Source organism: Mesorhizobium sp. M0040 (genome assembly GCF_040323505.1).
Lineage (GTDB): Bacteria > Pseudomonadota > Alphaproteobacteria > Rhizobiales > Rhizobiaceae > Mesorhizobium.
Genome location: NZ_JAMYVA010000023.1, coordinates 23,151 through 42,634, shown reverse-complemented (window position 1 = coordinate 42,634; position 19,484 = coordinate 23,151). Strand labels below are relative to the sequence as shown.

Sequence of the window (19,484 nt, the reverse complement as noted above, 5' to 3'; positions counted from 1 at the left end):
TGATCGCATGCCACGTCCTTGGGTTGCCGACACGGTGATGCCGGCGCCAATCGAGGAGAAAGCATCATGTCTATTCTGTCATCCATAGGTCACGCCGTGACGCGTTACTCGGCGGCTCGCGCCCGTTATCGCAGCGAACGCGCCATCCTTTCATTGCCGATCGAGCTGCGCAAAGATATTGGCTGGCCGGAAATCGTCGTCGACGCGCAAAACAGCCCGCGGATTCGCATCGAAGGTTGAAAGGTGGCAGTTGGCCGTCGCGACAGGCGCCATTTCGAATCCAAAAAACCATCGGTGTAGGATCGTCGCCGTTCCGTTCGTCCTGTGGTTCGCAAAGGCAAACCAGACGCAAAGAGGAGCATGACATGAATGACCAGCCGCAGACCCAGCCCGCCGCCAAAGTGCTTGGCGGATTGACGCCCTACCTTCAGCTGGACGGCGCTTTCAAAGCCGCCGAATTTTACCAAAAGGCCTTCGGTGCCGAGCAGGTCTTTGCCTATCCGCCGGACGAACAGGGCCGTACCATGCATATCCATCTCCACATCAACGGTTCGACCCTGATGCTTTCCGACTTCTATCCCGAGCATGGAATGGCCGTTGTGAAGCCGCAGGGCTACACCATGCAGCTCCATCTCGGCAGCGACGATATCGACGCCTGGTGGCAGCGGGCCATCGAGGCTGGCTGCGAGGAAGTCGTGCCGTTGCAGGTGATGTTCTGGGGTGACCGCTGGGGCAATATGCGTGATCCGTTTGGCGTCGAATGGGCAATGAACGCACCGGTGAAGAAGGCGTAGCACGTTCTTTCCTTTGCCCTTTGCCGGAGAAGGAAACCTACCCAGGAGGAAATCAGATGTCCTATGTCGACGGTTTCGTACTTGCCGTACCGAAGGCAAAGCTCGATGCTTACAAGAAGCTGGCGGAAACCGGCGGCGCCGTCTGGAAGGAGCACGGTGCTCTTGCCTACTTCGAATGCGTCGGCGACGACGTCCCTTATGGCGAGCTCACCTCGTTCCCGCGCGCCGTACAGGCCAAGGACGACGAGGTCGTCATCTTCTCATGGGTGGTCTACGAATCGCGCCAGAGTCGCGACGCGGTGATGGCCAAGGTGATGGCCGACCCGCGCCTCAAGTCGGACTGGGAGACCATGCCGTTCGACGGCAAGCGCATGATCTTTGGCGGTTTTCAGCCCTTCATCGAGCTGTAGGCGCCCCTCGATCAAGTTTGTCGTGCAGCGGCTTCAGCCGGTCGCCATAGCGCTTCCACAGGTCGACCGAGCCCTGATACATCGGCTGGCGCACTTGCGCAGCCGACGCCGTTCGCACCGGCCGGTCGGTCTGGTGGAACGACAGCACGGCGTCGGCCCACGGCAGGCCGAGATGGGCGATCAGCGCCCGCGACTGGCCTTCCTGGTCGGCGACGAAATCCTCGTAGCGAACGTCGTGCACGACATCAGGCAGCACCGCGTGCCAGTGCGCCATGATGTCGGTGTACAGATTGTGGAAATCGGCGAGCTCGTCGAGATCGTAGCCGTAGCGATGGCTGTCGCCTCGGAAGTGCACCTTGTAGATCGACAGGCAGGTCGCCGCCGCATCGCGCGCGCAATGGATGATCTTGGCCTTCGGCAGCATCAAATGGATGAAGCCCACCAAGAGGAAATTGCCGGGCATCTTGTCGGTGACGTGCCGAGAACCCGGATAGCGGGCGTGCAGCATGTCGAGATAGGCCTGGCCGGCCTCGGCATAGGCCTTGTCGGGCATGTCGGCGATGCCCCAGGGAAAGCCGCCCTTCATGCTGAGCGGAAACTGCTTGCCGACCGCCGTCTTCAATATGCTGAGCTCGCCGGCGCCATAGACCTGCGGATGGCTGGCGATGATCTGCTCGACCAGCGTGGTGCCGGAACGCGGCATGCCGACGACGAAGATCGGCGTGTCGTCGGCTATCCCGCTCGGCCTGTGCCTTTCAAAAAAGGCCTTGTCGAACACCGCCTTCATCGCCTCGAACTCGCCGCGCGTCTTGCCGGCGTCGTAGTCGATGCCCTGGCGGCGGATCGCGTTGCCTTCGGCGAAATAGTCGAAAGCGCGGCCATAATCCCTGAGGTCGTCATTGGCCTTGCCGAGGCCGAAGGAAAGCTGCATGCGCGCCAGGCTGCCTTGCGGCGCCTTGGCGTGCTCCGCCTCCATGCGGGCAAGCTCGGCGTCGCGCTCCTTCTGGCGCTTGACCTGGGTAAGCATCAGCCAGGCCCTCGCCATGCCGGGGTCCACAGCCAGCGCCTGCCTGAAAAGATCCGCAGCCTCGTCGAGATTTCCCTTTTCCATCAGCCCGACACCCAGGCCGTGCAAAAGATCGGCATCCTTCGGCCGGATCGTCAGCGCCTCACGAAAGACAGCCAGTGCCTCATCCAGCCGGCCCGCTTCCTGCAGCGTTTCGGCAAGCCCGACGCGGGCGCGGACATGGAACGGGTTACGGCCGATCGTGCCGCGATAAATATCCTCGGCGCCTTCGAATTGGCCGAGCTGCTTCAGCGACGAGCCGAGATTGTCACGCGCCGCCAGCTGGTCCGGCCGAATCGCCACCACCTTGCGGAAGAGATCGGCGGCGGCCGCGACCCGGCCGAGGTCGCGCAGCACGGTGCCGAGATTGTTGAGGAAATCCGGATTGTTCGGTTGCAGACGCACCGATTGTTCGATCAGCGCCAGCCCCTCGGCGCTGCGCCCGGTCTGGTGCAGCAGAAGCCCGAGGAAATGCGCAGCAGCCGGGTGGTTGGCCTTTTGCGCCAGCACCTGTCGGTAAAGCGCCTCGGCTTCCTGCCGGCGCCCGGCCTGGTGCAGCTGCAGCGCCTGCTGCACGTGCTGGTCGAGCCCCAGCGGCGGCTGTCCGCCTGAGCCGTAACGTGCGCCTGCCGGTTGTCTCGGATCTCTGTTGATGGGAAACCTGCCGTGTTGTCCGCCTGCCGCGATCTAGGCCATCGCTGCGGCGCGTGCAAGAGCAGACGGCGGTCGCTACGAAGCAAAACTTCGAACCCGGGGGAGCCTACCGAAAGTCGGCCGGCGTCAGCACATACATGTTCCTGCGGCCGTGCGAGTAGGCTTGGCGCGCAATCTCGTGGATCGACGAACGCTTGGCGTCGAAGGCGCTGAGAAATTCGGCCTCGGCTCCGCTTGCTGCCGGGTTTGCCGCCGAAAGTGCCGCGACCTCGACAAAGAACGGGACTTCGAGCATGCCGTCATGGCCGACGAAACGAATGCGCTTGGCCGCCGCGTCATAGGAGCGGCTGGGATTGGGAAAATTGAGCGTCATGGCTTGCGCGTCAAATCAGGCGGTTGCTTTCGGCAAGCTGGCGCGCCCGCCGCGCCGTGCCGTCGGTGTCGGCAATCCTTCGCCTTGCCGCCTCGTCGCTTCTTATCGTGAGACGCGGCGACAAGACCTTTATCGGCTTTGCGACAGGACTGACTGCAACTGTCGGGACATCCGGTGTTCTTGCGGAGTTCATGACTCTCTTCCTTCCATTGCTAGATAAATACAAATGCCGGAGGAATTTTTTCGGAAGTTCTTCAAACAATTTTTGAGGTGCACCGGGACCGTATCATCGTTCTGCGGATAACTATAGAAAAGTAATTTGACGTTGGTAGGGGTAAGAGGCCGAAAACTTCTTGAATAAGCCGTATTTTCAGACTATTGGTATGAAACCGTTTTGGGCCATGCTTGGCCCCGCGATGTCAGGGATTCTCGGCCCGCCAAACTTATCCAAATCGCCGACACCTGGTACCGCAATGCAGGCTCCGCTTCCGGGGCAGGCCGGAAAGAAACTTCAAGGCACGAGAACTTCAAGGCACAAGCGAGAACTTCGAGGCACAAGAATGTCTGCTCGCACCACCCATTCCATAGCGCATTTCGCGGCACCTTTCGTGCTTGGCGGGCTGGATGGCGTGCAGCCGGCCGGCGACTATGACATCGACCACGACGAAGAACTGATCGACGGCATGTCCTGGCCTGCCTGGCGCCGCGTCGCCACTTTCATCCATCTGCCGGCAAGGACAGTGAAAAGCGCGACCAGCCAGCTTGTCGCCATTGACCATGCCGAGCTCGACGCAGCGCTTCGGCACGACCAGGAGAATGTCACATGATCCGCTTCCAGCAGAATGCGCGGCGCACGGACACGCCGGCGCATATCTTCACCGTCGGCCAGACCGTCCGCATGAAGAGCCGCACCGGCCTTGCCCAAAAGACCGCGGAGCTGTTCCAGATCAAGAGCCGGCTGCCGGTCAAGGACGGCTCGCCGCAATATCGCATCCGCAGCGATCAGGAGACCTATGAGCGGGTCACCACGGAAGACAATCTCGAACCGGTCGACAACCCGGCCAACTGAGCCGACGCGCCACAACGCTGCTTCACATGCTGATGATGCCGCAGATCCGCGTCGCCTGCGCATCTCCAACGGGAACGGCGCTGAGCTCTACGCCGGCCCCCAGATGGTGCTTATCCGGCCAGGCTGTAGGTCGGTGCGCTAGCAGGGCCCGTCATCGACGACGCGATAATCCGCCGCGCGGGCTTCGCATTCGTTGGGGAATGTGCGCAGTTCGCCATGGCGACGGGCACAGACTGGGCGGTATTCGCGGGTGCAGAATGTCTGCTCCTCACCGCCACCACCACCGCCGCGGCACTCGCCCTCGCGAATGATGCGGTATCCGGCCCGTTCGGCAAGGCAGGCATTGGCGAAGGTCTGGCGGTCGCCGCCGCGCCGGGCACAGACCGGGTCATATTGCCTAGTGCAGAATTGCGGCCCCGGCCGTGGCGGGCGCGGCCCCGGCCCCTCATCATCCACCACGACGGTGCAGGCTGCGAGAATTACCGACAGGAACAGGATGGAAAAAACCTGCCGCGGAAAGATTGCCGCAAGAAACCGCATGAATGTTCCCTCCCTCGAAACTCCTGCCTGCACAAATGGTGCCTGGGTCAGGCCGATCCTCGTCATTCCGCTGCCAGATGCAACCCCTGTTTGCAACTGGCGAGCCAGGGCGGTATGGCGGCGCAAGCCAAGACAGCACCTGCCCCGCTGGCTGGACCATGCCTGGGTGAAGTCTGGCCGATGACCGCGCAGAGAACCGGGACTATCGGTGCGATGCGTCGGGATGCGCCTGTTGGGGCCGCCCGCGGCTGTGTCTTGCAAGCATCACGTTTCCGTGCGATAAATTTTGTGTTCGGGCATTTGCGACCCGGAGAGCGGAACGTTTTGGACGACCTTTCCCCGATACTGTGAATCTCTGACAGCCCCGTTTTCGGCGGGGGGTTTTACCCATGCGCCAATGCATGACTGCCGAAGCAACCACCGGGACTTGCCCACGGCGCCAGGCGGCGGGCGGAACCACCAAGACTGACACGGGTGAAGGAGTTTCCCCAATGGCCCAGACCGGCACCGTTAAATTCTTCAACGCTACCAAAGGCTTCGGCTTCATCACGCCCGATGGCGGCGCCAAGGATGTGTTCGTCCACATCTCGGCGATCGAGGCTTCCGGGCTGCGCACGCTCGTCGACGGTCAGAAGGTCACCTTCGATGTCGAGCCCGACCGTATGGGCAAGGGTCCGAAAGCGGTCAATCTCCGCGCTGCCTGAAACCACAGCGTGCCGCGCGTCCTTTCGGGGTGTGAGGATCTGCAAGGCTTTTGGAGTGAACTTGAATTCTGTAAAGGCGCGGCGGTTTTCGTCGCGCCTTTTGTGTTCCGGGATGCTTGCCCGCAGCCGCAAAACTTTCTCTTGCCGATGGCACTAAAATAAAGGACAAATTTCCGTCCGGGCATTTGCCGGCCCGAGACTGGACTTGTGGGATCAAAGGAGCTTCCCATGCCGCAGACCGGCACCGTCAAATTCTTCAATCACGCCAAGGGCTTCGGCTTCATCACGCCGGACGACGGGGCAAAGGATGTCTTCGTCCATATTTCGGCCGTGCAGGCGTCGGGTCTTCCCGGTCTTGAGGATGGGCAGAAAGTGACATTCGACACCGAGCCGGACAAGCGCGGCAAGGGTCCGAAAGCCGTCAACCTGTCGATCGGCTGAACCACCCCCGGACAGAATGGACGTGGGCCGGTCTGGCCTGCGGTGTTTGCCGCACGCTTGAACCGCCCAGTTAGATGAACCGCCTGGTCAAATTTCGTTCAGCCCCCGTTCAGCCACGGTCGCATATTAATCTTCGTTAAAGCCGGACCGCATCCCCCGAAAACGACCCGGGCCGGCACGAAGGAGACCGACATGAACCGAATTTTCAAGACTGCCATCCTGTCCGCCGCGGTCGTTGCGACCACGCTGGCGACCTTGCCCGCGGCCAATGCCGACGAATGGCGCCATCACCGCCGCCACCACGGCCACGGCGACGCCGTTGCGGCCGGCGTGCTCGGCCTTGCGGCCGGTGCCCTGATCGGCGGCGCGCTCGCCAGCCCGCAGCCCCGCTATTACGACCCGGCCTATGATGATGAATACTACAGGCCTGGCCCGGTGCGCCGTTATTACGTGCAGCCGCGAGTGGCCTATGCCGAAAGCTATGCGGAGCCGTGGACCCGCGGCTGGTACGAATACTGCTCGGACCGCTACCGGAGCTTCAACACCCGTACCGGCACGTTCACCGGCTATGACGGCGAACAGCATTTCTGCACCGCCAATTAGCGGAGGCAGTTTCCCGTCGGAAAAAAGCGCGGTCGCACAGGCCGCGCTTTTTGTTTCCGGCAAGCGGTTTCAGACCAGAAAAGGATTGCTCCGCCGCTCCTCACCAAAACGGCTGCCGGGACCATGGCCGCAGATAAAGCCGATGTCGTCGCCCAACGGCAAAAGCTTCTCCTTGATCGAGGCGATCAGCGCGGCGTGGTTGCCGCCCGGCAGATCGGTGCGGCCGACCGAACCGCGGAACAGCACGTCGCCGACATGGGCGAACTTCGCAGCCCGGCTATAGTAGACGACGTGGCCGGGTGCATGGCCCGGACAATGGAGCACCTCGAACTCGTGTGAGCCGAACGAAACGGTCTCGCCTTCGGCAAGGAACCGGTCGGGGACACAGTTGCGCACGGGATCGGTGATGCCGTAGCGCTTTGCCTGGTTCTCGAGATTGGCGAGCAGCGGCCGGTCGGCGGCATGCGGACCGATGATCTCGATACCGAGCGCCTCCTTCAGTTCCATGGCCCCGCCGGCATGGTCGATATGGCCATGCGTAATCCAGATCGCGCCGGCAGTGATCGCATTGTCCTCGAGCGCCGCCAGCACCTTGTCGATGTCACCGCCCGGATCGACGACAACGCCTTGTCTGTCGTCCATGTCGAAGAGGATGGTGCAGTTCTGCTGGAACGGCGTGACCGGCACGATGCCGGCGTTGAGCTGACCCATATTCGTCCTTTCACGCTGTCGGAGTGCTGCGCGTCCCCTCGAACGCGTCAGGAGAGCTCCAACCTTGAACCATGCCCTGATGTAGAGACACACGCGAACGGCGTCCACCGCTCCCACAAACGGCAAACGAAATGGGCGGCCGAAGCCGCCCATTTGAAAACCTGAAACGTCGAAGCTTATTTCTTCATCGCGTTCATGACCGCACCGATGATGCCGGTCAGGATGGCGCCGCCGCCGGCACCGCCAACGATATTTGAAATGTTCAACGCGCTGCCGGCCCCTGCCGCCGTGGCGGCTGCTGCCGGATCGACCGCGCCACCCAGCAGACTGTTGAGGATGGCCGCACCGCCGACGCCGCCGACAGCGCCTCCCAGGATTTTGGTAAGCTGCCCCATCGCCGCACTCTTGATAGCCGCACCCACCGCCTGGCCACCGATGATGCCCGTAATCACCTGAATAATGATCGGAAGAAGCGTGTTCATATCCATATTTCCAGTCCCTCCATAGCTGCCAGCCTCCCAGGCCGACGCCATCATGAGACGCCGAATTGAATGAAAGTCAAATGCGCAAACGCTTAAATAAAAGGGGCGGCCCGAAAACCGCCCCTACTTGATAAAAAACCTGTGACTTTCGTTATTCTGCAGCAATCGCGTGGTTGGGTTGAACCGCCGCAGAATAGTCGTTCATCAATGTCTTGGCGATATCGCCGACCTCGAATCGGTACGGACCGATCTCCGAAACCGGTGTCACCTCGGCCGCCGTCCCGGTGAGGAAGCACTGGTGGAAGCCTTCAAGCTCCTCCGGCATGATGGCGCGCTCGATCACCTCCACACCGCGGTCCTTGGCAAGGTCGATGACCGTGCGGCGGGTGATGCCGTCGAGGAAGCAATCAGGCTTGGGCGTATGGATCTTGCCGTCCTTGACGAAGAAGATGTTGGCGCCTGTCGCTTCCGCCACCTGGCCACGCCAGTCGAGCATCATGGCGTCGGCATAGCCCTTGGCCTCGGCGGCATGCTTGGACATGGTGCAGATCATGTAGAGGCCGGCCGCCTTCGATTTCGACGGTGCGGTGCGCGGGTCGGGGCGGCGCCATTCGGCCATGTCGAGCCGGATGCCCTTGAGCTTCTGCGCCGGGTCGAAATAGCTTGGCCACTGCCAGATGGCGATGGCGCAGTTGATCCGGCTGTTCTGTGCGGAAACGCCCATCTGTTCACTGCCGCGCCACGCGATCGGCCGGACATAGGCGTCCTGGAAACCTTGCTTCTTCAACAGCGAGCGGCAGGCGTCGTCGATCTCGGCGACCGAGTAGGGTATCTTGAAGCCGAGCAGGCGCGCCGATTCATGCAGGCGTTCGGTGTGGTCGGTCAGCTTGAAAATTTCGCCGCCATAAGCGCGCTCGCCCTCGAATACCGCGCTGGCGTAGTGCAGCCCGTGGGTCAAGACGTGGATCTTGGCGTCGGCCCATTTGACGAATTCGCCGTTCATCCAGATAAAGCCGTCCAGTTGGTCGAAGGGAACGGATGCCATGGTAACCTCCCGCGGGCGGCGGCCCGCACATCATTGTGTCGTTGCGTGTTTCGTTTCGGCCGCTGTGGGCGGCCATTGTCTCAAAGCGTAGGCGGATATTTAAGGTCTGGCAAACTCAGGAAGTTCCGGAAAAAACGGCTTCGCTTGCCTTTTCGTTCGCAATCCGCCGAAAAGCTTGCCAAAAATTAGCATCGCGCGGAAAATACGTCAATAGTGCTGACATAATTTCCTGCTTCACACGGAGAAAAGATGACGAGCCACGCAGCCGCAGAACCGATCAGGACGGCGATCACCGACGAGGACGGCATCGATTTCGCCATCATCGAGTTGTTTTTCTTCGCCTATCGCGACTTTACCTCCGATCCGGACCAGATCCTGGCCGATTACGGTTTTGGCCGTGCCCATCACCGGGTTCTGCATTTCGTCAATCGCCGGCCCGGGCTGACGGTCGCCGAGCTCCTCGACGTGCTCAAGATCACCAAGCAGAGCCTGGCGCGCGTGCTCAAGCAACTGATCGACACCGACCATATCGTGCAGTTGCAGGGCCCTCGCGACCGCCGCCAGCGCGAACTCTACCCGACAGCCAAGGGCCGTGCCCTGGCGCTGGCGCTGGCGCGGCCACAGTCGCGCCGCATCCATGCTGCATTGGAAGATTCCGGAGCCACCGAACGCGCCGTTATCGAACGGTTCCTTGAAGCGATGGTCAATCCGGAACTAAGGGCGCAGATCGACATTGTGCCCGCAAAGATGTCAGGGAAAAACCATGGAGACCATTGAGAGGGTTGATCATCCGACAGCACCGGAAGACGACGCGCCGCATCTGCTGGTGGTCGACGACGACACCCGTATCCGCAATCTTCTGAAACAGTATCTGACCGAAAACGGCTTTCGCGTCACCGTCGCCGGAAATTCCGGCGAGGCGCGGCGCAAGCTCGCCGGCCTCGACTTCGATCTGATCGTGCTCGACGTCATGATGCCGGGTGAAAGTGGCGTCGACCTCACCAAGGCGCTGCGGGCGGAGAAAAACGTGCCGATCCTGATGCTCACCGCACTGTCCGAAACCGACAGCCGGATCACCGGGCTCGAGGCCGGCGCCGACGACTATCTGCCTAAACCGTTCGACCCGCGCGAGCTGATCCTGCGTATCAACAATATCCTGCGCCGCGGCGGCCCCGCGACAACGCCCAAGGTCGAACAGCTGGTCTTTGGCCCCTATACGTTCCAGATCGCCAGGCGTGAGCTGAAGCGCGGCGGCGAGGCGCTCAAGCTGACCGACCGCGAGCAGGAAATCCTGGCGATCTTCGCTGCCCGTGCCGGCGAGACGATACCGCGGCATGAGCTTGTCGGCGATGAATCCGAGGTCGGCGAGCGCACGATCGACGTCCAGATCAATCGGCTCCGCCGCAAGATCGAACGCGATCCGTCCAATCCGGTCTGGCTGCAGACAGTGCGCGGTATTGGGTATCGGCTCAGCGTGGAATAGAATGCCGCCGACAGCGGTCCTTTGCCGGGCCGCCGGTGAGCGAAAAGACGAATGGCGACCACGCAACTCGAACGGCCGGGAGATGGCGGCTTGAGCGCTCGCGCGACGCGGGCGCTCAAGGCCGTGCCGCGCGCCTGGAACCGTTTCTGGCGCCTGGTGTCGCTTTACATGCCGAAGCGGCTCTATGCCCGTTCGCTGATCATCGTCATCGCGCCGATGATCATGCTGCAGTCGGTCGTCGCCTTTGTCTTCATGGAGCGCCACTGGCAGACCGTGACGCAGCGCCTGTCGCAGGCCACGGTGCGCGACATCGCCGCCATCATCGACCTGATAGAGACCTATCCTCACGACGCCGACTACGCCAACGTCATCCGCATCGCCCAGGATCGCATGCAGCTGAAGGTCGACCTCCTGCCGCCCGACCCGCTGCCGCCTCCCGGGCCAAAGCCGTTCTTCTCGATCCTCGACGAGATCCTTTCGTCCGAGATCACCCGCCAGATCAACCGTCCGTTCTGGATCGATACGGTCGGCAATTCCAATATCGTCGAGGTCCGCGTCCAGCTCGAGAACAAGGTGCTGCGCGTCTTCGTGCGCCGCAGCCAGGCCTATGCATCGAACACCCATATTTTCCTGATCTGGATGGTCGGCACCTCGCTGGTGCTGCTGATGATCGCCATTCCCTTCCTGCGCAACCAGATCCGGCCGATTCTGACGCTGGCCGAGGCGGCCGAGAGCTTCGGCAAGGGCCGGCCGATGCCGCGCGATTTTCGCCCGCGCGGAGCCGAGGAGGTCCGCCGCGCCGGCTTTGCCTTCATCCAGATGCGCGAACGCATCGAACGCCAGCTCGAGCAGCGCACCGCCATGCTGAGTGGCGTCAGCCACGATCTGAGGACCATCCTCACCCGCTTCAAGCTGCAATTGGCGCTTGCCGGGACCAAGGCAGCCGATACCCAGGCACTCGACCAGGACATCGACGACATGCAGTCGATGCTGGAAGGCTACCTTGCCTTTGCACGCGGCGAAGCTTCGGAAGACGCCGGCCAGTTCGATCTCGAAGCCTTCTTCGATAAGCTTCGCGAGGAGGCCGCGCTGCGCAAGCGCAAGCTGTCGACCGTGCTCGTCGGCGATCCGCATGTGCACGTGCGCCCCAATGCCTTTGCCCGGCTGCTGTCCAACGTCGTCGGCAATGCATTCCGCTATGCCAAGTCGGTGGAGATCAATGCCAATCATGGGCGCGGTTCGCTGCTCGTCACCATCGACGATGACGGCCCGGGAATTCCGCCCGAAAAGCGAGAGGATGTATTCAAGCCGTTCGTGCGGCTGGACGAGGCCCGCAACCTCGACGCCAGCGGCACCGGCCTTGGCCTCTCCATCGCACGTGACATTGCCCGCAGCCATGGCGGCGACATCGTCCTCGAACGCAGCCCGCTCGGCGGCCTTCGGGCGGTGATCAAGGTCCCCGCTTGACGGCAGCGACACCCGGCCTTCATCGGCCCGTCATGAAACCATGGTGAAGAGCGCCAATGAAGCGCGCGATCCTGATTGATTCGGCCCTGCGGCCTCATTTCGACCCCGCGCCTGTCCGGGTGCGCCGGTGCGAGGCCAGAGTGGCGGCGTGGTCGCCGTTCAGGCATCGCGGCAAGCCAATCAAGCTTGCCGCCAAGGGACCGCCATGCGCATCCTGATGGTCACCGACGCCTGGCGCCCGCAAGTCAACGGCGTCGTCCACACGCTGGAGCGCCTCTCGGAGACCCTGAAATCCTTCGATATCGAGACGGACTTCCTGACGCCGAATATCTTTCGCACCCTGCCGCTGCCGACCTATCCCGATATCAGGCTGGCGCTGACGACGCCGCACCGCGTGGCGCAGCTGATCGAGGCGCGCAAGGTGGACCACATCCATATCGTCACCGAAGGACCGCTCGGCATTATGGCCCGGCGCTACTGCCGCAACGCCGGCCGCCCGTTCACGACCAGCTATCACACACGTTTTCCGGAATATCTGAGCGCGCGCCTGCCGGTGCCTGAAGCATGGGCCTATCGCTGGCTGCGTGATTTCCACAATTCAGGACAGGGCACGCTGGTTGCCACCCAGTCGCTTGCCGACGATCTTGCGGCGCGCGGCTTCACCAAGCTCCGGCCGTGGACGCGCGGCGTCGACACCGATCATTTTCGGCCGGACAAAAGAAAGGACCTGGGATTTCCCGGACCGATCTTCCTCTGCGTCGGCCGCGTCGCGATCGAAAAGAACCTGCCGGCCTTCCTAGACCTCGACCTGCCCGGCAGCAAGTTGGTCGTAGGCGAAGGGCCGGAATTGGCGAAGCTGAAGGCCAGATATCCCGATGCCCATTTCCTTGGCCATCGTCCGAACGACGAACTGACCGAGATCTACGCCTCGGCCGATGTTTTCGTCTTCCCCAGCCGTACCGACACGTTCGGCAACGTCATCATCGAGGCGCTGGCCAGCGGCACGCCGGTCGCAGCCTATCCCGTCACCGGACCGATCGATATTGTGGGTGACGGCATCGGCGGCGCGGTGTCGGACGACCTGCGGCAAGCAGCGCTCGCCGCCCTTCACGTCGACCGCGCCGAGGCGCGGCAACGCGCGATGCGCTACAGCTGGAAGGCCTGCGCGGAAATGTTCATGGAAACGGTCGAAGAAGCGCTGGGTACCACGCGTAAACTGGCTGCGTGAACAACAACGCAGCTAGAACAACCTGCCGCCGTCCGGCACCTTGCGCTCGATCGCGCCAAGGACAACGGCGCCCTCCTCGTCAGGAAAGCCGAGCGTCAGCACTTCCGACATGAATGGCCCGATCTGACGCGGCGGGAAATTGACCACTGCGAACACCTGCCGGCCGATCAGGGCTTCGGACGTATAGTATTTCGTGATCTGGGCCGAGGATTTCTTCACCCCGATCACGGGACCGAAATCGATTTTCAACTTGATCGCCGGCTTGCGCGCCTCGGGAAAAGGCTCGGCCTCGACGATCGTGCCGGCGCGGATGTCGACGCGGTCGAAATCGGCAAAGCTGATCTCGGGTTTTCGCGCGTTGCTCGAACTCATCGACGGTCAGGCGTTTCCGTAGGTTTCGAACAGCACGCCGGCCAACGCATCCTTGGCCGAAGTTCCCGACCAGACGACGAACTGGAACGCCTGGAAATAGCATTCGCAGGCTTCCAGCGCCGACGACAGCAGCACCTCGACCTGCTGGCTCGACGGCTCGACCCCACCGGCCAGCAGCAGCGACTGGCGGAACATGATGGCGCCTTCCTGCTCCCAGAGGTCGAAATGGCCAAATAGCATCTGCTCGTTGATCAGCGAAAGCAGCCGCATCACCTCGAGCGCGCGCGCCTCCGGGACCTTGATGTCGAAGGCGCAGGCCAGGTGCAGCGCCTCGTAGTCCTCCATCCAGGAGAATGAAACGTGGTAGTCGGTCCAGCTTCCGGCAACCGAGATCGAGATCTCGTCGTCGCCGGCCCGCTCGAAGGACCAATCGTTGTTGTGCGCCACCTGCTCGATAACATCCACCGGATGGATTTCGCGGGAGAATTCGAGTTCGAGAAGTTCCATGAAATGCTTCCTGTCGTTCTGGGAGCGCCACCACACGCTCCGCGGGAGAGGCACACTCGAACAATTCTGCCTAGAACTCGGACGGCCAGGACTTCGTGAACGCAAAGACCCCGGACCGGACCCCACCGCCCGGCGCATGACCCTGCTCCGAATCATGCAACAAATTCAGTCTATTGATCGGGAGTCGCGTGACCAGCCAAATTTTTCGCACTGCGTCATTCGCATGTGGAAAGGCGCTGTCACAAAGATTCACGCAGTACCGGTAAGCGATTCACGACAAAGCGCTTTTTGCGATCCGGCTTTGTGGAAAAGTTTAACGATTTATTTCTTGTTATTTTTTTGCACGCGGCTTTGCCGCAGCCGCAGGCGCTGCTTGACCGGTCAATTCGGCAAGCCTGGCCTCGAGCGCCTCGATGCGAGCGGCGAGGCGGGTGTTTTCTTCCCTGGCCTTCGCCGCCATGTCGCGAGCGGCCTCGAATTCCTCGCGCTGCACCACGTCCATGGAGTTGAGTATGCGCTCGGCCTGGCCCCTGAAGGCGGTCTCCACCTCGCGCCGCACGCCTTGCGCGGCACCGGCTGCATCGGTCATCAGCTTGGCGAATTCATCGAGAATGCGGTTCGGTCCGGTCGCCATGGCAAATCCTCGCTTGGTCGAATTGACGTAGTGGCGCGCGATTCGGAATGCAAGCATATGCTTGCCTTGACCCCGCCAAAAGCCTGCCGCATGGTCCGCGCCCGAACCTGATTGGGAACCCGGAGACCCTGTTGAGCGAATATTTGCTGCCGCTGGCCGTCCTGCCCTTTCCCAACATCGACCCGGTCATCGTCCGGATCGGACCGCTGGCGGTGCATTGGTACGGCGTCGGCTACATCGTCGGCATTCTGTTCGCGTGGTGGTACGCCAAGCGCCTCGTCACCAACCCAAAACTCTGGCCCGACGGCACCCTGCCGATGAAGCCCGTCGACCTCGATGACTTCATCGTCTGGGCAGCCATCGGTGTGGTGCTCGGCGGACGCACCGGCTACGTGCTGTTCTACGACCTGCCGCGCTACATTGCCAATCCGCTCGATATCGTCGCCGTCTGGCAGGGCGGGATGTCGTTTCATGGCGGCCTGCTCGGCGTCATTCTCGCAATGACGCTGTTTTCCCGGTCTCGTGGCATCCGCACATGGTCGCTGTTCGACGTGGTTGCCGCCGGCGTGCCGGTGGGGCTTGGCCTCGTTCGCCTGGCAAACTTCATCAATTCCGAACTATGGGGCCGGCCGACCGACGTTCCATGGGCATTCGAATTCCCCAATGGCGGCCCATTTGCACGCCATCCGAGCCAGATCTACGAGGCGCTCCTCGAAGGGCTGGTGTTGTTCCTTGTCCTGCGCTTCCTCACCCATTCGCGGCTCAAGCTGAAGGCGCCGCGCTTCGTCGGCGGCGCCTTCATCGCCGGCTATGGCGCCTCGCGCATCTTCGTCGAATTCTTTCGCGAGCCCGACCAGCAGCTTGGCTACCTCCTTGGCACGAGCTGGCTGACCATGGGAATGGTGCTGTCACTGCCGATGGTGCTGGCCGGCATCTGGGCGATGGCTACAGCCAAGCCGGTGACAAAACCGCAGCCGGCATGACGCGGCTGAAGACCCGCATCGCCGAGCTGATCGGTGCCGTGGGACCGATCCCCATCAGCGAATACATGGCGCTCTGCCTGTTCGATCCGCAGGACGGCTATTATACGACACGTGAGCCGTTCGGCGCCGCCGGCGACTTCGTCACCGCGCCGGAGGTCAGCCAGATGTTTGGCGAGCTGGTCGCCATCTGGCTCTATCAGGCGTGGCTGGCGATCGACCGGCCGACGCCGGTCGCCATCGCCGAAATAGGCCCCGGCCGCGGCACGCTGATGAGAGATATGCTGCGCACGCTTTCGCGGCTCGATCGGACGCTTACCGCCAGCGCATCGTTCGCCTTGATCGAGACCAGTCTGCGGTTGACCGAGGTCCAGAAACGAACGCTTGCCGGGACGTCGGCCACCATCGCCTGGCATGAGGCCGTCGACACACTGCCGCAGGGGCCGCTTCTGATTGTTGGTAACGAGCTGTTTGACGCCGTGCCCATCCGCCAGTTCGTCCGCGCTGGGGCCGGCTGGCGCGAGCGGATGATCGGTCTCGACGATGCGAACCGGCTGCGCTTTTTCGTCGGCGCCGGCTCGCTTGACCCGATGCTGCTGCCGGAGGGTGCCGAGAATGCGCCGCAAGGTGCCATCGTCGAGGTGGCGCCAGCCCGCGCCGCCCTGATGGCGGCCATCGCCGGGCGACTTGCCGGATTTGGCGGCGCCGGCCTGTTTCTCGACTACGGTCACCTCCAGCCCGGGATCGGCGACACCTTGCAGGCCTTGCGCAAGCACGGTCATGAGGACGTGCTGGCCAATCCGGGGCAGGCCGATCTCACAGCCCATGTCGATTTCGCTGCCCTCGCGGCAACCGTTCGGGCACACAGCCTCGATGCCCACCTCTCAACGCAAGGTGAATTCCTGCTCAAGATGGGGCTTCTCGAACGAGCTGGCCGGCTCGGCGCCAATGCCGATGAGGCAGCTCGCGAAAAGATCGCGGCCGACGTCGAGCGCCTCGCCGGCCCGCTGGCCATGGGCGAACTCTTCAAGGTGCTTGCCGTCCTCCCCGCCGGCATTGCCGTTCCGCCGTTTCCAAGCACGGATTGACTTTTCGCTGCCGCCTCTCTCACTCTCCCGTCTCCGACTAGCGCCCGACATCAACTGCGCCAGCCTTCAACTGACCAGCCTTCAACTGCGCCCCTTCAACTCGCTTGACGAAATCGCCCATACGGACAACAAAGCCGCCATGCTGAATCAGACCAAACCGGATCCCGTTCGGTCGCCCTTGCTGGAAACGGCGCAAGGCATCCGCCACGGCTACTTCACGCGAGTCGGCGGCATTTCCAGCGGCATCTACCGGGGCCTCAACATCGGCACCGGCTCGAACGACGACCAGACGCTGGTGCGCGAGAATCGCCGCCGGGTCGCCGAATGGATGGGCGTGCCTGCAAACCATCTGCTGACCGCTCACCAGGTTCATTCGCCGGACGTCGTCATTGCCAGGGAGCCTTTTGCCGGCGAGCGGCCCAAGGCCGACGCCATTGTCACCGACCGGCCGGGCATTGCCGTCGGTGCCTCGACCGCCGACTGCGGACCGGTCCTCTTCGCCGACGCCGAGGCGCGCATTATCGGCGCCGCCCATGCCGGCTGGAAAGGCGCTTTCACCGGAGTGCTGGAAAACACCATCGCGGCAATGGAAAGCCTCGGCGCCCGGCGCGACCGCATCGTCGCAGTGCTCGGTCCTTCGATCGGCCCACGGAATTACGAAGTCGGACCGGAATTCGTCGCCCGTTTCGTCGACGCCGATGCCGGCAATGCTCGCTATTTCGCGCCCTCCGCAACTGCCGGACACGCGATGTTCGATCTCAACCGCTACACGGTCGACCGGCTGACCAAGGCTGGCGTCAACGCCGAAGGACTTGGCCGCTGCACCTATGCCGAGGAAGAGCTTTTCTACTCCTATCGGCGCAGCACGCATCGCAACGAGCCCGACTACGGGCGACAGGTTTCGGCAATCGTTTTGGAGGCTGACTGATGGCGCTGCATTTCGAACGCTCGGAATTCGACGCGCGGCGCGATCGACTGATGATCGAGATCGCCGAAAAGAAGCTCGACGCCGTCCTGCTGTTTGCCCAGGAAAGCATGTATTGGCTAACCGGCTACGACACCTTCGGCTTCTGCTTTTTCCAGTGCCTGGTGGTCAAGGCCGACGGCTCGATGGTGCTGCTGACGCGTTCGGCCGACTTGCGCCAGGCGCGCCACACCTCGATCATCGACAACATCGTTTTGTGGACGGACCGCAACGGCGCCAATCCGGCGGTAGATCTGCGCAATCTGCTCAACGAGCTTGACCTGCTCGGCGCCCGGATCGGCGTCGAATACGACACCCACGGCCTGACCGCCTATAATGGCCGGCGCCTCGACGAGCAGTTGCAGACCTTCGGGCAGATCGCGGATGCCTCCGGCATTGTCAGCCGGCTACGGCTGTTCAAGAGCCCGGCAGAAATCGCCAAGGCGGAAAAAGCCGCAAATCTGGCCGACGACGCGCTGGACGCAGCACTGCCGCTGATCAAGCAGGGCGGCGATGAGGCGCTGATCCTCGCCGCCATGCAAGGTGCGATCTTTGCCGGCGGCGGCGATTATCCGGCCAACGAGTTCATCATCGGCTCCGGAGTCGACGCCCTGCTTTGCCGCTACAAGGCCGGTCGCCGCAAGCTCACCAAGAACGACCAGCTGACGCTCGAATGGGCCGGTGTCTTCCACCACTACCATGCGGCAATGATGCGCACGGTGTTGACCGGCAAGGTATCGAAACGCCAACAGGAATTGTTCGATGCCGCCCGCGCCGCGCTACTTGCAGTCGAGAAGGCGATGACGCCCGGTAATACGTTCGGCGACGTGTTCGACGCCCATGCCCGCACCCTCGAAGCACACAATTTGACCAAGCACCGGCTCAATGCCTGCGGCTATTCGCTCGGCGCCCGCTTCACCCCGTCCTGGATGGATATGCCGATGTTCTATCAGGGTAATCCCGAACCGATTGCGCCGAACATGACGCTGTTCGCCCATATGATCATCATGGACTCCGAAACCGAAACCGCGATGACGCTTGGCCGCACCTATCTGACCACCGAATCCCAGCCGAAGCCGCTGTCCCGCCATGATCTCGACTTGATCGTGCAGTGAATCCATAATGGAAAGAATGTGAGGGGCGTTCGTCGCCAAGGAGTTTTCAGGCTAATGAGACGATCGCATGTGACGACCGTGTCATTGCTCGTGGCGCTGGCACTGGCGGCCTGCACCAATGCGAAGGACGTTCTCGAACCCTCGGCCATTGCCCCGCAATCGACGCAATCGCTCTCCGGAGCCGGAGGTGCCGCAACGCCCCCCGCAACTCCGGCTCAGCCTGCCGGCACCGCGCAAACTGCAGATACAGCGCAGCCTTCCGCTGCAGCAGCCGTGCCGCCCGCCAAAAGCGCGGCTGCCATTGCGCGGACCCGGCTGCAGGTGGCGCCGATCGTCGGCGCCTCGGTAGAAGCCGCGACTCCGCTGACCGCCGAGCTTCAGACACGCGCCAGGCAGCGCGGCATCACCTTGGCCGGCAGCACCGACCAGACCCCTACGCATGTGCTCAAGGGCTATTTCTCGACCATGACGGAAGGCAAGGACACTACCGTCATCTATGTCTGGGACATTTATGACCCGGCCGGCAACCGGCTGCATCGCATCAACGGCCAGCAGAAGGCGCCCTCTGTTGGCGGCGGCGAAGGCTGGACGGCGGTCGCGCCGGCGACCATGCAGGCAATTGCCGACCAGACAATCGACCAGTTCGCCACCTGGCTTGGCGGCGGCGCCGGCTGACCTGGAGCGTGATTCCGAAAAGTGGAATCCGGTTTTCGAAAAAGAGCATGCTCAGACTGAAAGTTAGAAGCTATCCCGA

The 19,484-nt window shown here is 62.4% G+C and carries 27 protein-coding genes; 17 read left to right on the top strand and 10 right to left on the bottom strand.

The genetic code is table 11. The features are described from left to right. Positions 1-66 precede the first annotated feature (66 nt). The 3 genes from NKJ91_RS19980 to NKJ91_RS19970 all read left to right on the top strand — a co-directional run bounded on the left by NKJ91_RS19980 (position 67) and on the right by NKJ91_RS19970 (position 1,204). Positions 67-240, top strand: coding sequence for a hypothetical protein (locus NKJ91_RS19980; protein WP_023719167.1), 174 nt, complete (start codon positions 67-69; stop codon positions 238-240). Between the two features lie 125 nt (positions 241-365). Next, positions 366-794, top strand: a complete 429-nt coding sequence (locus NKJ91_RS19975) for a VOC family protein (RefSeq protein ID WP_352456933.1) — start codon at positions 366-368, stop codon at positions 792-794. 56 nt (positions 795-850) lie between these two features. Continuing rightward, on the top strand, positions 851-1,204 hold the full coding sequence (locus tag NKJ91_RS19970) for a DUF1428 domain-containing protein (protein ID WP_352456932.1): 354 nt from the start codon (positions 851-853) through the stop codon (positions 1,202-1,204). On the opposite strand, the gene NKJ91_RS19965 is transcribed toward NKJ91_RS19970, so the two are convergent. The 3 genes from NKJ91_RS19965 to NKJ91_RS19955 all read right to left on the bottom strand — a co-directional run bounded on the left by NKJ91_RS19965 (position 1,191) and on the right by NKJ91_RS19955 (position 3,490). Next, positions 1,191-2,846, bottom strand: coding sequence for a tetratricopeptide repeat-containing sulfotransferase family protein (locus tag NKJ91_RS19965; protein WP_352456931.1), 1,656 nt, complete (start codon positions 2,844-2,846; stop codon positions 1,191-1,193). The genes NKJ91_RS19970 and NKJ91_RS19965 overlap by 14 nt on opposite strands. 184 nt (positions 2,847-3,030) lie before the next feature. After that, positions 3,031-3,297 carry a DUF1488 family protein gene (locus NKJ91_RS19960; protein WP_023678405.1) on the bottom strand — a complete coding sequence of 89 codons (267 nt, stop codon included), beginning with the start codon at positions 3,295-3,297 and terminating at the stop codon, positions 3,031-3,033. 10 nt (positions 3,298-3,307) lie between these two features. Next, on the bottom strand, positions 3,308-3,490 hold the full coding sequence (locus NKJ91_RS19955) for a hypothetical protein (RefSeq protein WP_023678406.1): 183 nt from the start codon (positions 3,488-3,490) through the stop codon (positions 3,308-3,310). Positions 3,491-3,857: 367 nt separating this feature from the next. Between NKJ91_RS19955 and NKJ91_RS19950 the strand changes: the two genes are divergently transcribed. Next, the gene (locus NKJ91_RS19950; RefSeq protein WP_023678407.1) at positions 3,858-4,124 is read left to right on the top strand and encodes a hypothetical protein; all 267 of its coding nucleotides are present in this window, start codon (positions 3,858-3,860) and stop codon (positions 4,122-4,124) included. Beyond that, a complete protein-coding gene (locus NKJ91_RS19945) occupies positions 4,121-4,366 on the top strand; it encodes a hypothetical protein (RefSeq protein WP_023678408.1) in 246 nt (81 codons plus the stop codon). The genes NKJ91_RS19950 and NKJ91_RS19945 overlap by 4 nt, the downstream gene beginning before the upstream one ends. Positions 4,367-4,504: 138 nt before the next feature. Here NKJ91_RS19945 and NKJ91_RS19940 read toward each other — a convergent pair whose 3' ends face one another. Continuing rightward, on the bottom strand, positions 4,505-4,906 hold the full coding sequence (locus NKJ91_RS19940; RefSeq protein ID WP_352456930.1) for a Kazal-type serine protease inhibitor family protein: 402 nt from the start codon (positions 4,904-4,906) through the stop codon (positions 4,505-4,507). A gap of 491 nt (positions 4,907-5,397) precedes the next feature. Here NKJ91_RS19940 and NKJ91_RS19935 point away from each other — a divergent pair, with 491 nt between their 5' ends. The 3 genes from NKJ91_RS19935 to NKJ91_RS19925 all read left to right on the top strand — a co-directional run bounded on the left by NKJ91_RS19935 (position 5,398) and on the right by NKJ91_RS19925 (position 6,654). Next, a complete protein-coding gene (locus tag NKJ91_RS19935) occupies positions 5,398-5,610 on the top strand; it encodes a cold-shock protein (protein ID WP_006202520.1) in 213 nt (70 codons plus the stop codon). 228 nt (positions 5,611-5,838) lie between these two features. Next, entirely contained in the window at positions 5,839-6,051 is a 213-nt protein-coding gene (locus NKJ91_RS19930; RefSeq protein ID WP_006202521.1) for a cold-shock protein, read from the top strand. A gap of 192 nt (positions 6,052-6,243) precedes the next feature. Beyond that, on the top strand, positions 6,244-6,654 hold the full coding sequence (locus NKJ91_RS19925; RefSeq protein WP_352456929.1) for a BA14K family protein: 411 nt from the start codon (positions 6,244-6,246) through the stop codon (positions 6,652-6,654). 69 nt (positions 6,655-6,723) lie between these two features. Here the strand turns inward: NKJ91_RS19925 and NKJ91_RS19920 are convergent, their stop codons facing one another. The 3 genes from NKJ91_RS19920 to NKJ91_RS19910 form a co-directional block, all read right to left on the bottom strand. Further along, a complete protein-coding gene (locus tag NKJ91_RS19920) occupies positions 6,724-7,365 on the bottom strand; it encodes an MBL fold metallo-hydrolase (RefSeq protein ID WP_352456928.1) in 642 nt (213 codons plus the stop codon). A 176-nt stretch (positions 7,366-7,541) separates the two neighbouring features. Further along, positions 7,542-7,853 carry a hypothetical protein gene (locus NKJ91_RS19915; protein WP_023678412.1) on the bottom strand — a complete coding sequence of 104 codons (312 nt, stop codon included), beginning with the start codon at positions 7,851-7,853 and terminating at the stop codon, positions 7,542-7,544. Positions 7,854-7,998: 145 nt separating this feature from the next. Then, the gene (locus tag NKJ91_RS19910; protein WP_352456927.1) at positions 7,999-8,892 is read right to left on the bottom strand and encodes a branched-chain amino acid aminotransferase; all 894 of its coding nucleotides are present in this window, start codon (positions 8,890-8,892) and stop codon (positions 7,999-8,001) included. Positions 8,893-9,141: 249 nt separating this feature from the next. Here NKJ91_RS19910 and NKJ91_RS19905 point away from each other — a divergent pair, with 249 nt between their 5' ends. The 4 genes from NKJ91_RS19905 (at position 9,142) to NKJ91_RS19890 (ending at position 13,070) form a co-directional block, all read left to right on the top strand. Continuing rightward, positions 9,142-9,669, top strand: coding sequence for a MarR family winged helix-turn-helix transcriptional regulator (locus tag NKJ91_RS19905; protein ID WP_352456926.1), 528 nt, complete (start codon positions 9,142-9,144; stop codon positions 9,667-9,669). Further along, positions 9,656-10,375, top strand: a complete 720-nt coding sequence (locus NKJ91_RS19900) for a response regulator (protein WP_023678415.1) — start codon at positions 9,656-9,658, stop codon at positions 10,373-10,375. The genes NKJ91_RS19905 and NKJ91_RS19900 overlap by 14 nt, the downstream gene beginning before the upstream one ends. A gap of 51 nt (positions 10,376-10,426) precedes the next feature. Then, positions 10,427-11,842 (top strand): ATP-binding protein, encoded by a 1,416-nt coding sequence (locus tag NKJ91_RS19895; protein ID WP_352456925.1) that lies wholly within the window; start codon positions 10,427-10,429, stop codon positions 11,840-11,842. A gap of 205 nt (positions 11,843-12,047) precedes the next feature. Then, on the top strand, positions 12,048-13,070 hold the full coding sequence (locus NKJ91_RS19890; RefSeq protein ID WP_352456924.1) for a glycosyltransferase family 4 protein: 1,023 nt from the start codon (positions 12,048-12,050) through the stop codon (positions 13,068-13,070). Positions 13,071-13,082: 12 nt separating this feature from the next. Here NKJ91_RS19890 and NKJ91_RS19885 read toward each other — a convergent pair whose 3' ends face one another. The 3 genes from NKJ91_RS19885 to NKJ91_RS19875 all read right to left on the bottom strand — a co-directional run bounded on the left by NKJ91_RS19885 (position 13,083) and on the right by NKJ91_RS19875 (position 14,583). Beyond that, on the bottom strand, positions 13,083-13,442 hold the full coding sequence (locus tag NKJ91_RS19885; protein WP_352456923.1) for a tRNA-binding protein: 360 nt from the start codon (positions 13,440-13,442) through the stop codon (positions 13,083-13,085). A gap of 6 nt (positions 13,443-13,448) precedes the next feature. Further along, positions 13,449-13,949, bottom strand: coding sequence for a type III secretion system chaperone family protein (locus NKJ91_RS19880; protein ID WP_023678420.1), 501 nt, complete (start codon positions 13,947-13,949; stop codon positions 13,449-13,451). Positions 13,950-14,280: 331 nt separating this feature from the next. Next, positions 14,281-14,583: an accessory factor UbiK family protein gene (locus tag NKJ91_RS19875; RefSeq protein WP_023678421.1), complete on the bottom strand. Its 303-nt coding sequence runs from the start codon at positions 14,581-14,583 to the stop codon at positions 14,281-14,283. Between the two features lie 131 nt (positions 14,584-14,714). On the opposite strand from NKJ91_RS19875, the gene lgt reads away from it, so the two are divergent. The 5 genes from lgt to NKJ91_RS19850 all read left to right on the top strand — a co-directional run bounded on the left by lgt (position 14,715) and on the right by NKJ91_RS19850 (position 19,405). After that, the gene (gene lgt, locus NKJ91_RS19870) at positions 14,715-15,566 is read left to right on the top strand and encodes a prolipoprotein diacylglyceryl transferase (RefSeq protein WP_352456922.1); all 852 of its coding nucleotides are present in this window, start codon (positions 14,715-14,717) and stop codon (positions 15,564-15,566) included. Continuing rightward, positions 15,563-16,651 carry a class I SAM-dependent methyltransferase gene (locus NKJ91_RS19865; protein WP_352456921.1) on the top strand — a complete coding sequence of 363 codons (1,089 nt, stop codon included), beginning with the start codon at positions 15,563-15,565 and terminating at the stop codon, positions 16,649-16,651. The genes lgt and NKJ91_RS19865 overlap by 4 nt, the downstream gene beginning before the upstream one ends. A 139-nt stretch (positions 16,652-16,790) precedes the next feature. Beyond that, the gene (gene pgeF / locus NKJ91_RS19860; protein WP_023678424.1) at positions 16,791-17,579 is read left to right on the top strand and encodes a peptidoglycan editing factor PgeF; all 789 of its coding nucleotides are present in this window, start codon (positions 16,791-16,793) and stop codon (positions 17,577-17,579) included. Further along, positions 17,579-18,730, top strand: a complete 1,152-nt coding sequence (locus NKJ91_RS19855; RefSeq protein ID WP_352456920.1) for a M24 family metallopeptidase — start codon at positions 17,579-17,581, stop codon at positions 18,728-18,730. Before pgeF ends, NKJ91_RS19855 begins: the two co-directional genes overlap by 1 nt. Before the next feature lie 54 nt (positions 18,731-18,784). Continuing rightward, positions 18,785-19,405 (top strand): hypothetical protein, encoded by a 621-nt coding sequence (locus NKJ91_RS19850; protein ID WP_023678426.1) that lies wholly within the window; start codon positions 18,785-18,787, stop codon positions 19,403-19,405. Positions 19,406-19,484 lie beyond the last annotated feature (79 nt).

Bases quoted from the DNA above. Each gene is read 5' to 3' on its own strand.
- NKJ91_RS19940 (WP_352456930.1), bottom strand. From the start codon at position 4,906: ATGCGGTTTCTTGCGGCAATCTTTCCGCGGCAGGTTTTTTCCATCCTG.
- NKJ91_RS19910 (WP_352456927.1), bottom strand. From the start codon at position 8,892: ATGGCATCCGTTCCCTTCGACCAACTGGACGGCTTTATCTGGATGAAC.
- NKJ91_RS19895 (WP_352456925.1), top strand. From the start codon at position 10,427: ATGGCGACCACGCAACTCGAACGGCCGGGAGATGGCGGCTTGAGCGCT.
- NKJ91_RS19975 (WP_352456933.1), top strand. From the start codon at position 366: ATGAATGACCAGCCGCAGACCCAGCCCGCCGCCAAAGTGCTTGGCGGA.
- NKJ91_RS19880 (WP_023678420.1), bottom strand. From the start codon at position 13,949: ATGGAACTTCTCGAACTCGAATTCTCCCGCGAAATCCATCCGGTGGAT.
- NKJ91_RS19930 (WP_006202521.1), top strand. From the start codon at position 5,839: ATGCCGCAGACCGGCACCGTCAAATTCTTCAATCACGCCAAGGGCTTC.
- NKJ91_RS19935 (WP_006202520.1), top strand. From the start codon at position 5,398: ATGGCCCAGACCGGCACCGTTAAATTCTTCAACGCTACCAAAGGCTTC.
- NKJ91_RS19905 (WP_352456926.1), top strand. From the start codon at position 9,142: ATGACGAGCCACGCAGCCGCAGAACCGATCAGGACGGCGATCACCGAC.
- pgeF (WP_023678424.1), top strand. From the start codon at position 16,791: ATGCTGAATCAGACCAAACCGGATCCCGTTCGGTCGCCCTTGCTGGAA.
- NKJ91_RS19850 (WP_023678426.1), top strand. From the start codon at position 18,785: ATGAGACGATCGCATGTGACGACCGTGTCATTGCTCGTGGCGCTGGCA.
- NKJ91_RS19945 (WP_023678408.1), top strand. From the start codon at position 4,121: ATGATCCGCTTCCAGCAGAATGCGCGGCGCACGGACACGCCGGCGCAT.
- NKJ91_RS19925 (WP_352456929.1), top strand. From the start codon at position 6,244: ATGAACCGAATTTTCAAGACTGCCATCCTGTCCGCCGCGGTCGTTGCG.
- NKJ91_RS19885 (WP_352456923.1), bottom strand. From the start codon at position 13,442: ATGAGTTCGAGCAACGCGCGAAAACCCGAGATCAGCTTTGCCGATTTC.
- NKJ91_RS19855 (WP_352456920.1), top strand. From the start codon at position 17,579: ATGGCGCTGCATTTCGAACGCTCGGAATTCGACGCGCGGCGCGATCGA.
- NKJ91_RS19900 (WP_023678415.1), top strand. From the start codon at position 9,656: ATGGAGACCATTGAGAGGGTTGATCATCCGACAGCACCGGAAGACGAC.
- NKJ91_RS19915 (WP_023678412.1), bottom strand. From the start codon at position 7,853: ATGGATATGAACACGCTTCTTCCGATCATTATTCAGGTGATTACGGGC.
- NKJ91_RS19980 (WP_023719167.1), top strand. From the start codon at position 67: ATGTCTATTCTGTCATCCATAGGTCACGCCGTGACGCGTTACTCGGCG.
- NKJ91_RS19875 (WP_023678421.1), bottom strand. From the start codon at position 14,583: ATGGCGACCGGACCGAACCGCATTCTCGATGAATTCGCCAAGCTGATG.
- NKJ91_RS19865 (WP_352456921.1), top strand. From the start codon at position 15,563: ATGACGCGGCTGAAGACCCGCATCGCCGAGCTGATCGGTGCCGTGGGA.
- NKJ91_RS19920 (WP_352456928.1), bottom strand. From the start codon at position 7,365: ATGGGTCAGCTCAACGCCGGCATCGTGCCGGTCACGCCGTTCCAGCAG.
- NKJ91_RS19950 (WP_023678407.1), top strand. From the start codon at position 3,858: ATGTCTGCTCGCACCACCCATTCCATAGCGCATTTCGCGGCACCTTTC.
- NKJ91_RS19970 (WP_352456932.1), top strand. From the start codon at position 851: ATGTCCTATGTCGACGGTTTCGTACTTGCCGTACCGAAGGCAAAGCTC.
- NKJ91_RS19960 (WP_023678405.1), bottom strand. From the start codon at position 3,297: ATGACGCTCAATTTTCCCAATCCCAGCCGCTCCTATGACGCGGCGGCC.
- NKJ91_RS19890 (WP_352456924.1), top strand. From the start codon at position 12,048: ATGCGCATCCTGATGGTCACCGACGCCTGGCGCCCGCAAGTCAACGGC.
- NKJ91_RS19955 (WP_023678406.1), bottom strand. From the start codon at position 3,490: ATGAACTCCGCAAGAACACCGGATGTCCCGACAGTTGCAGTCAGTCCT.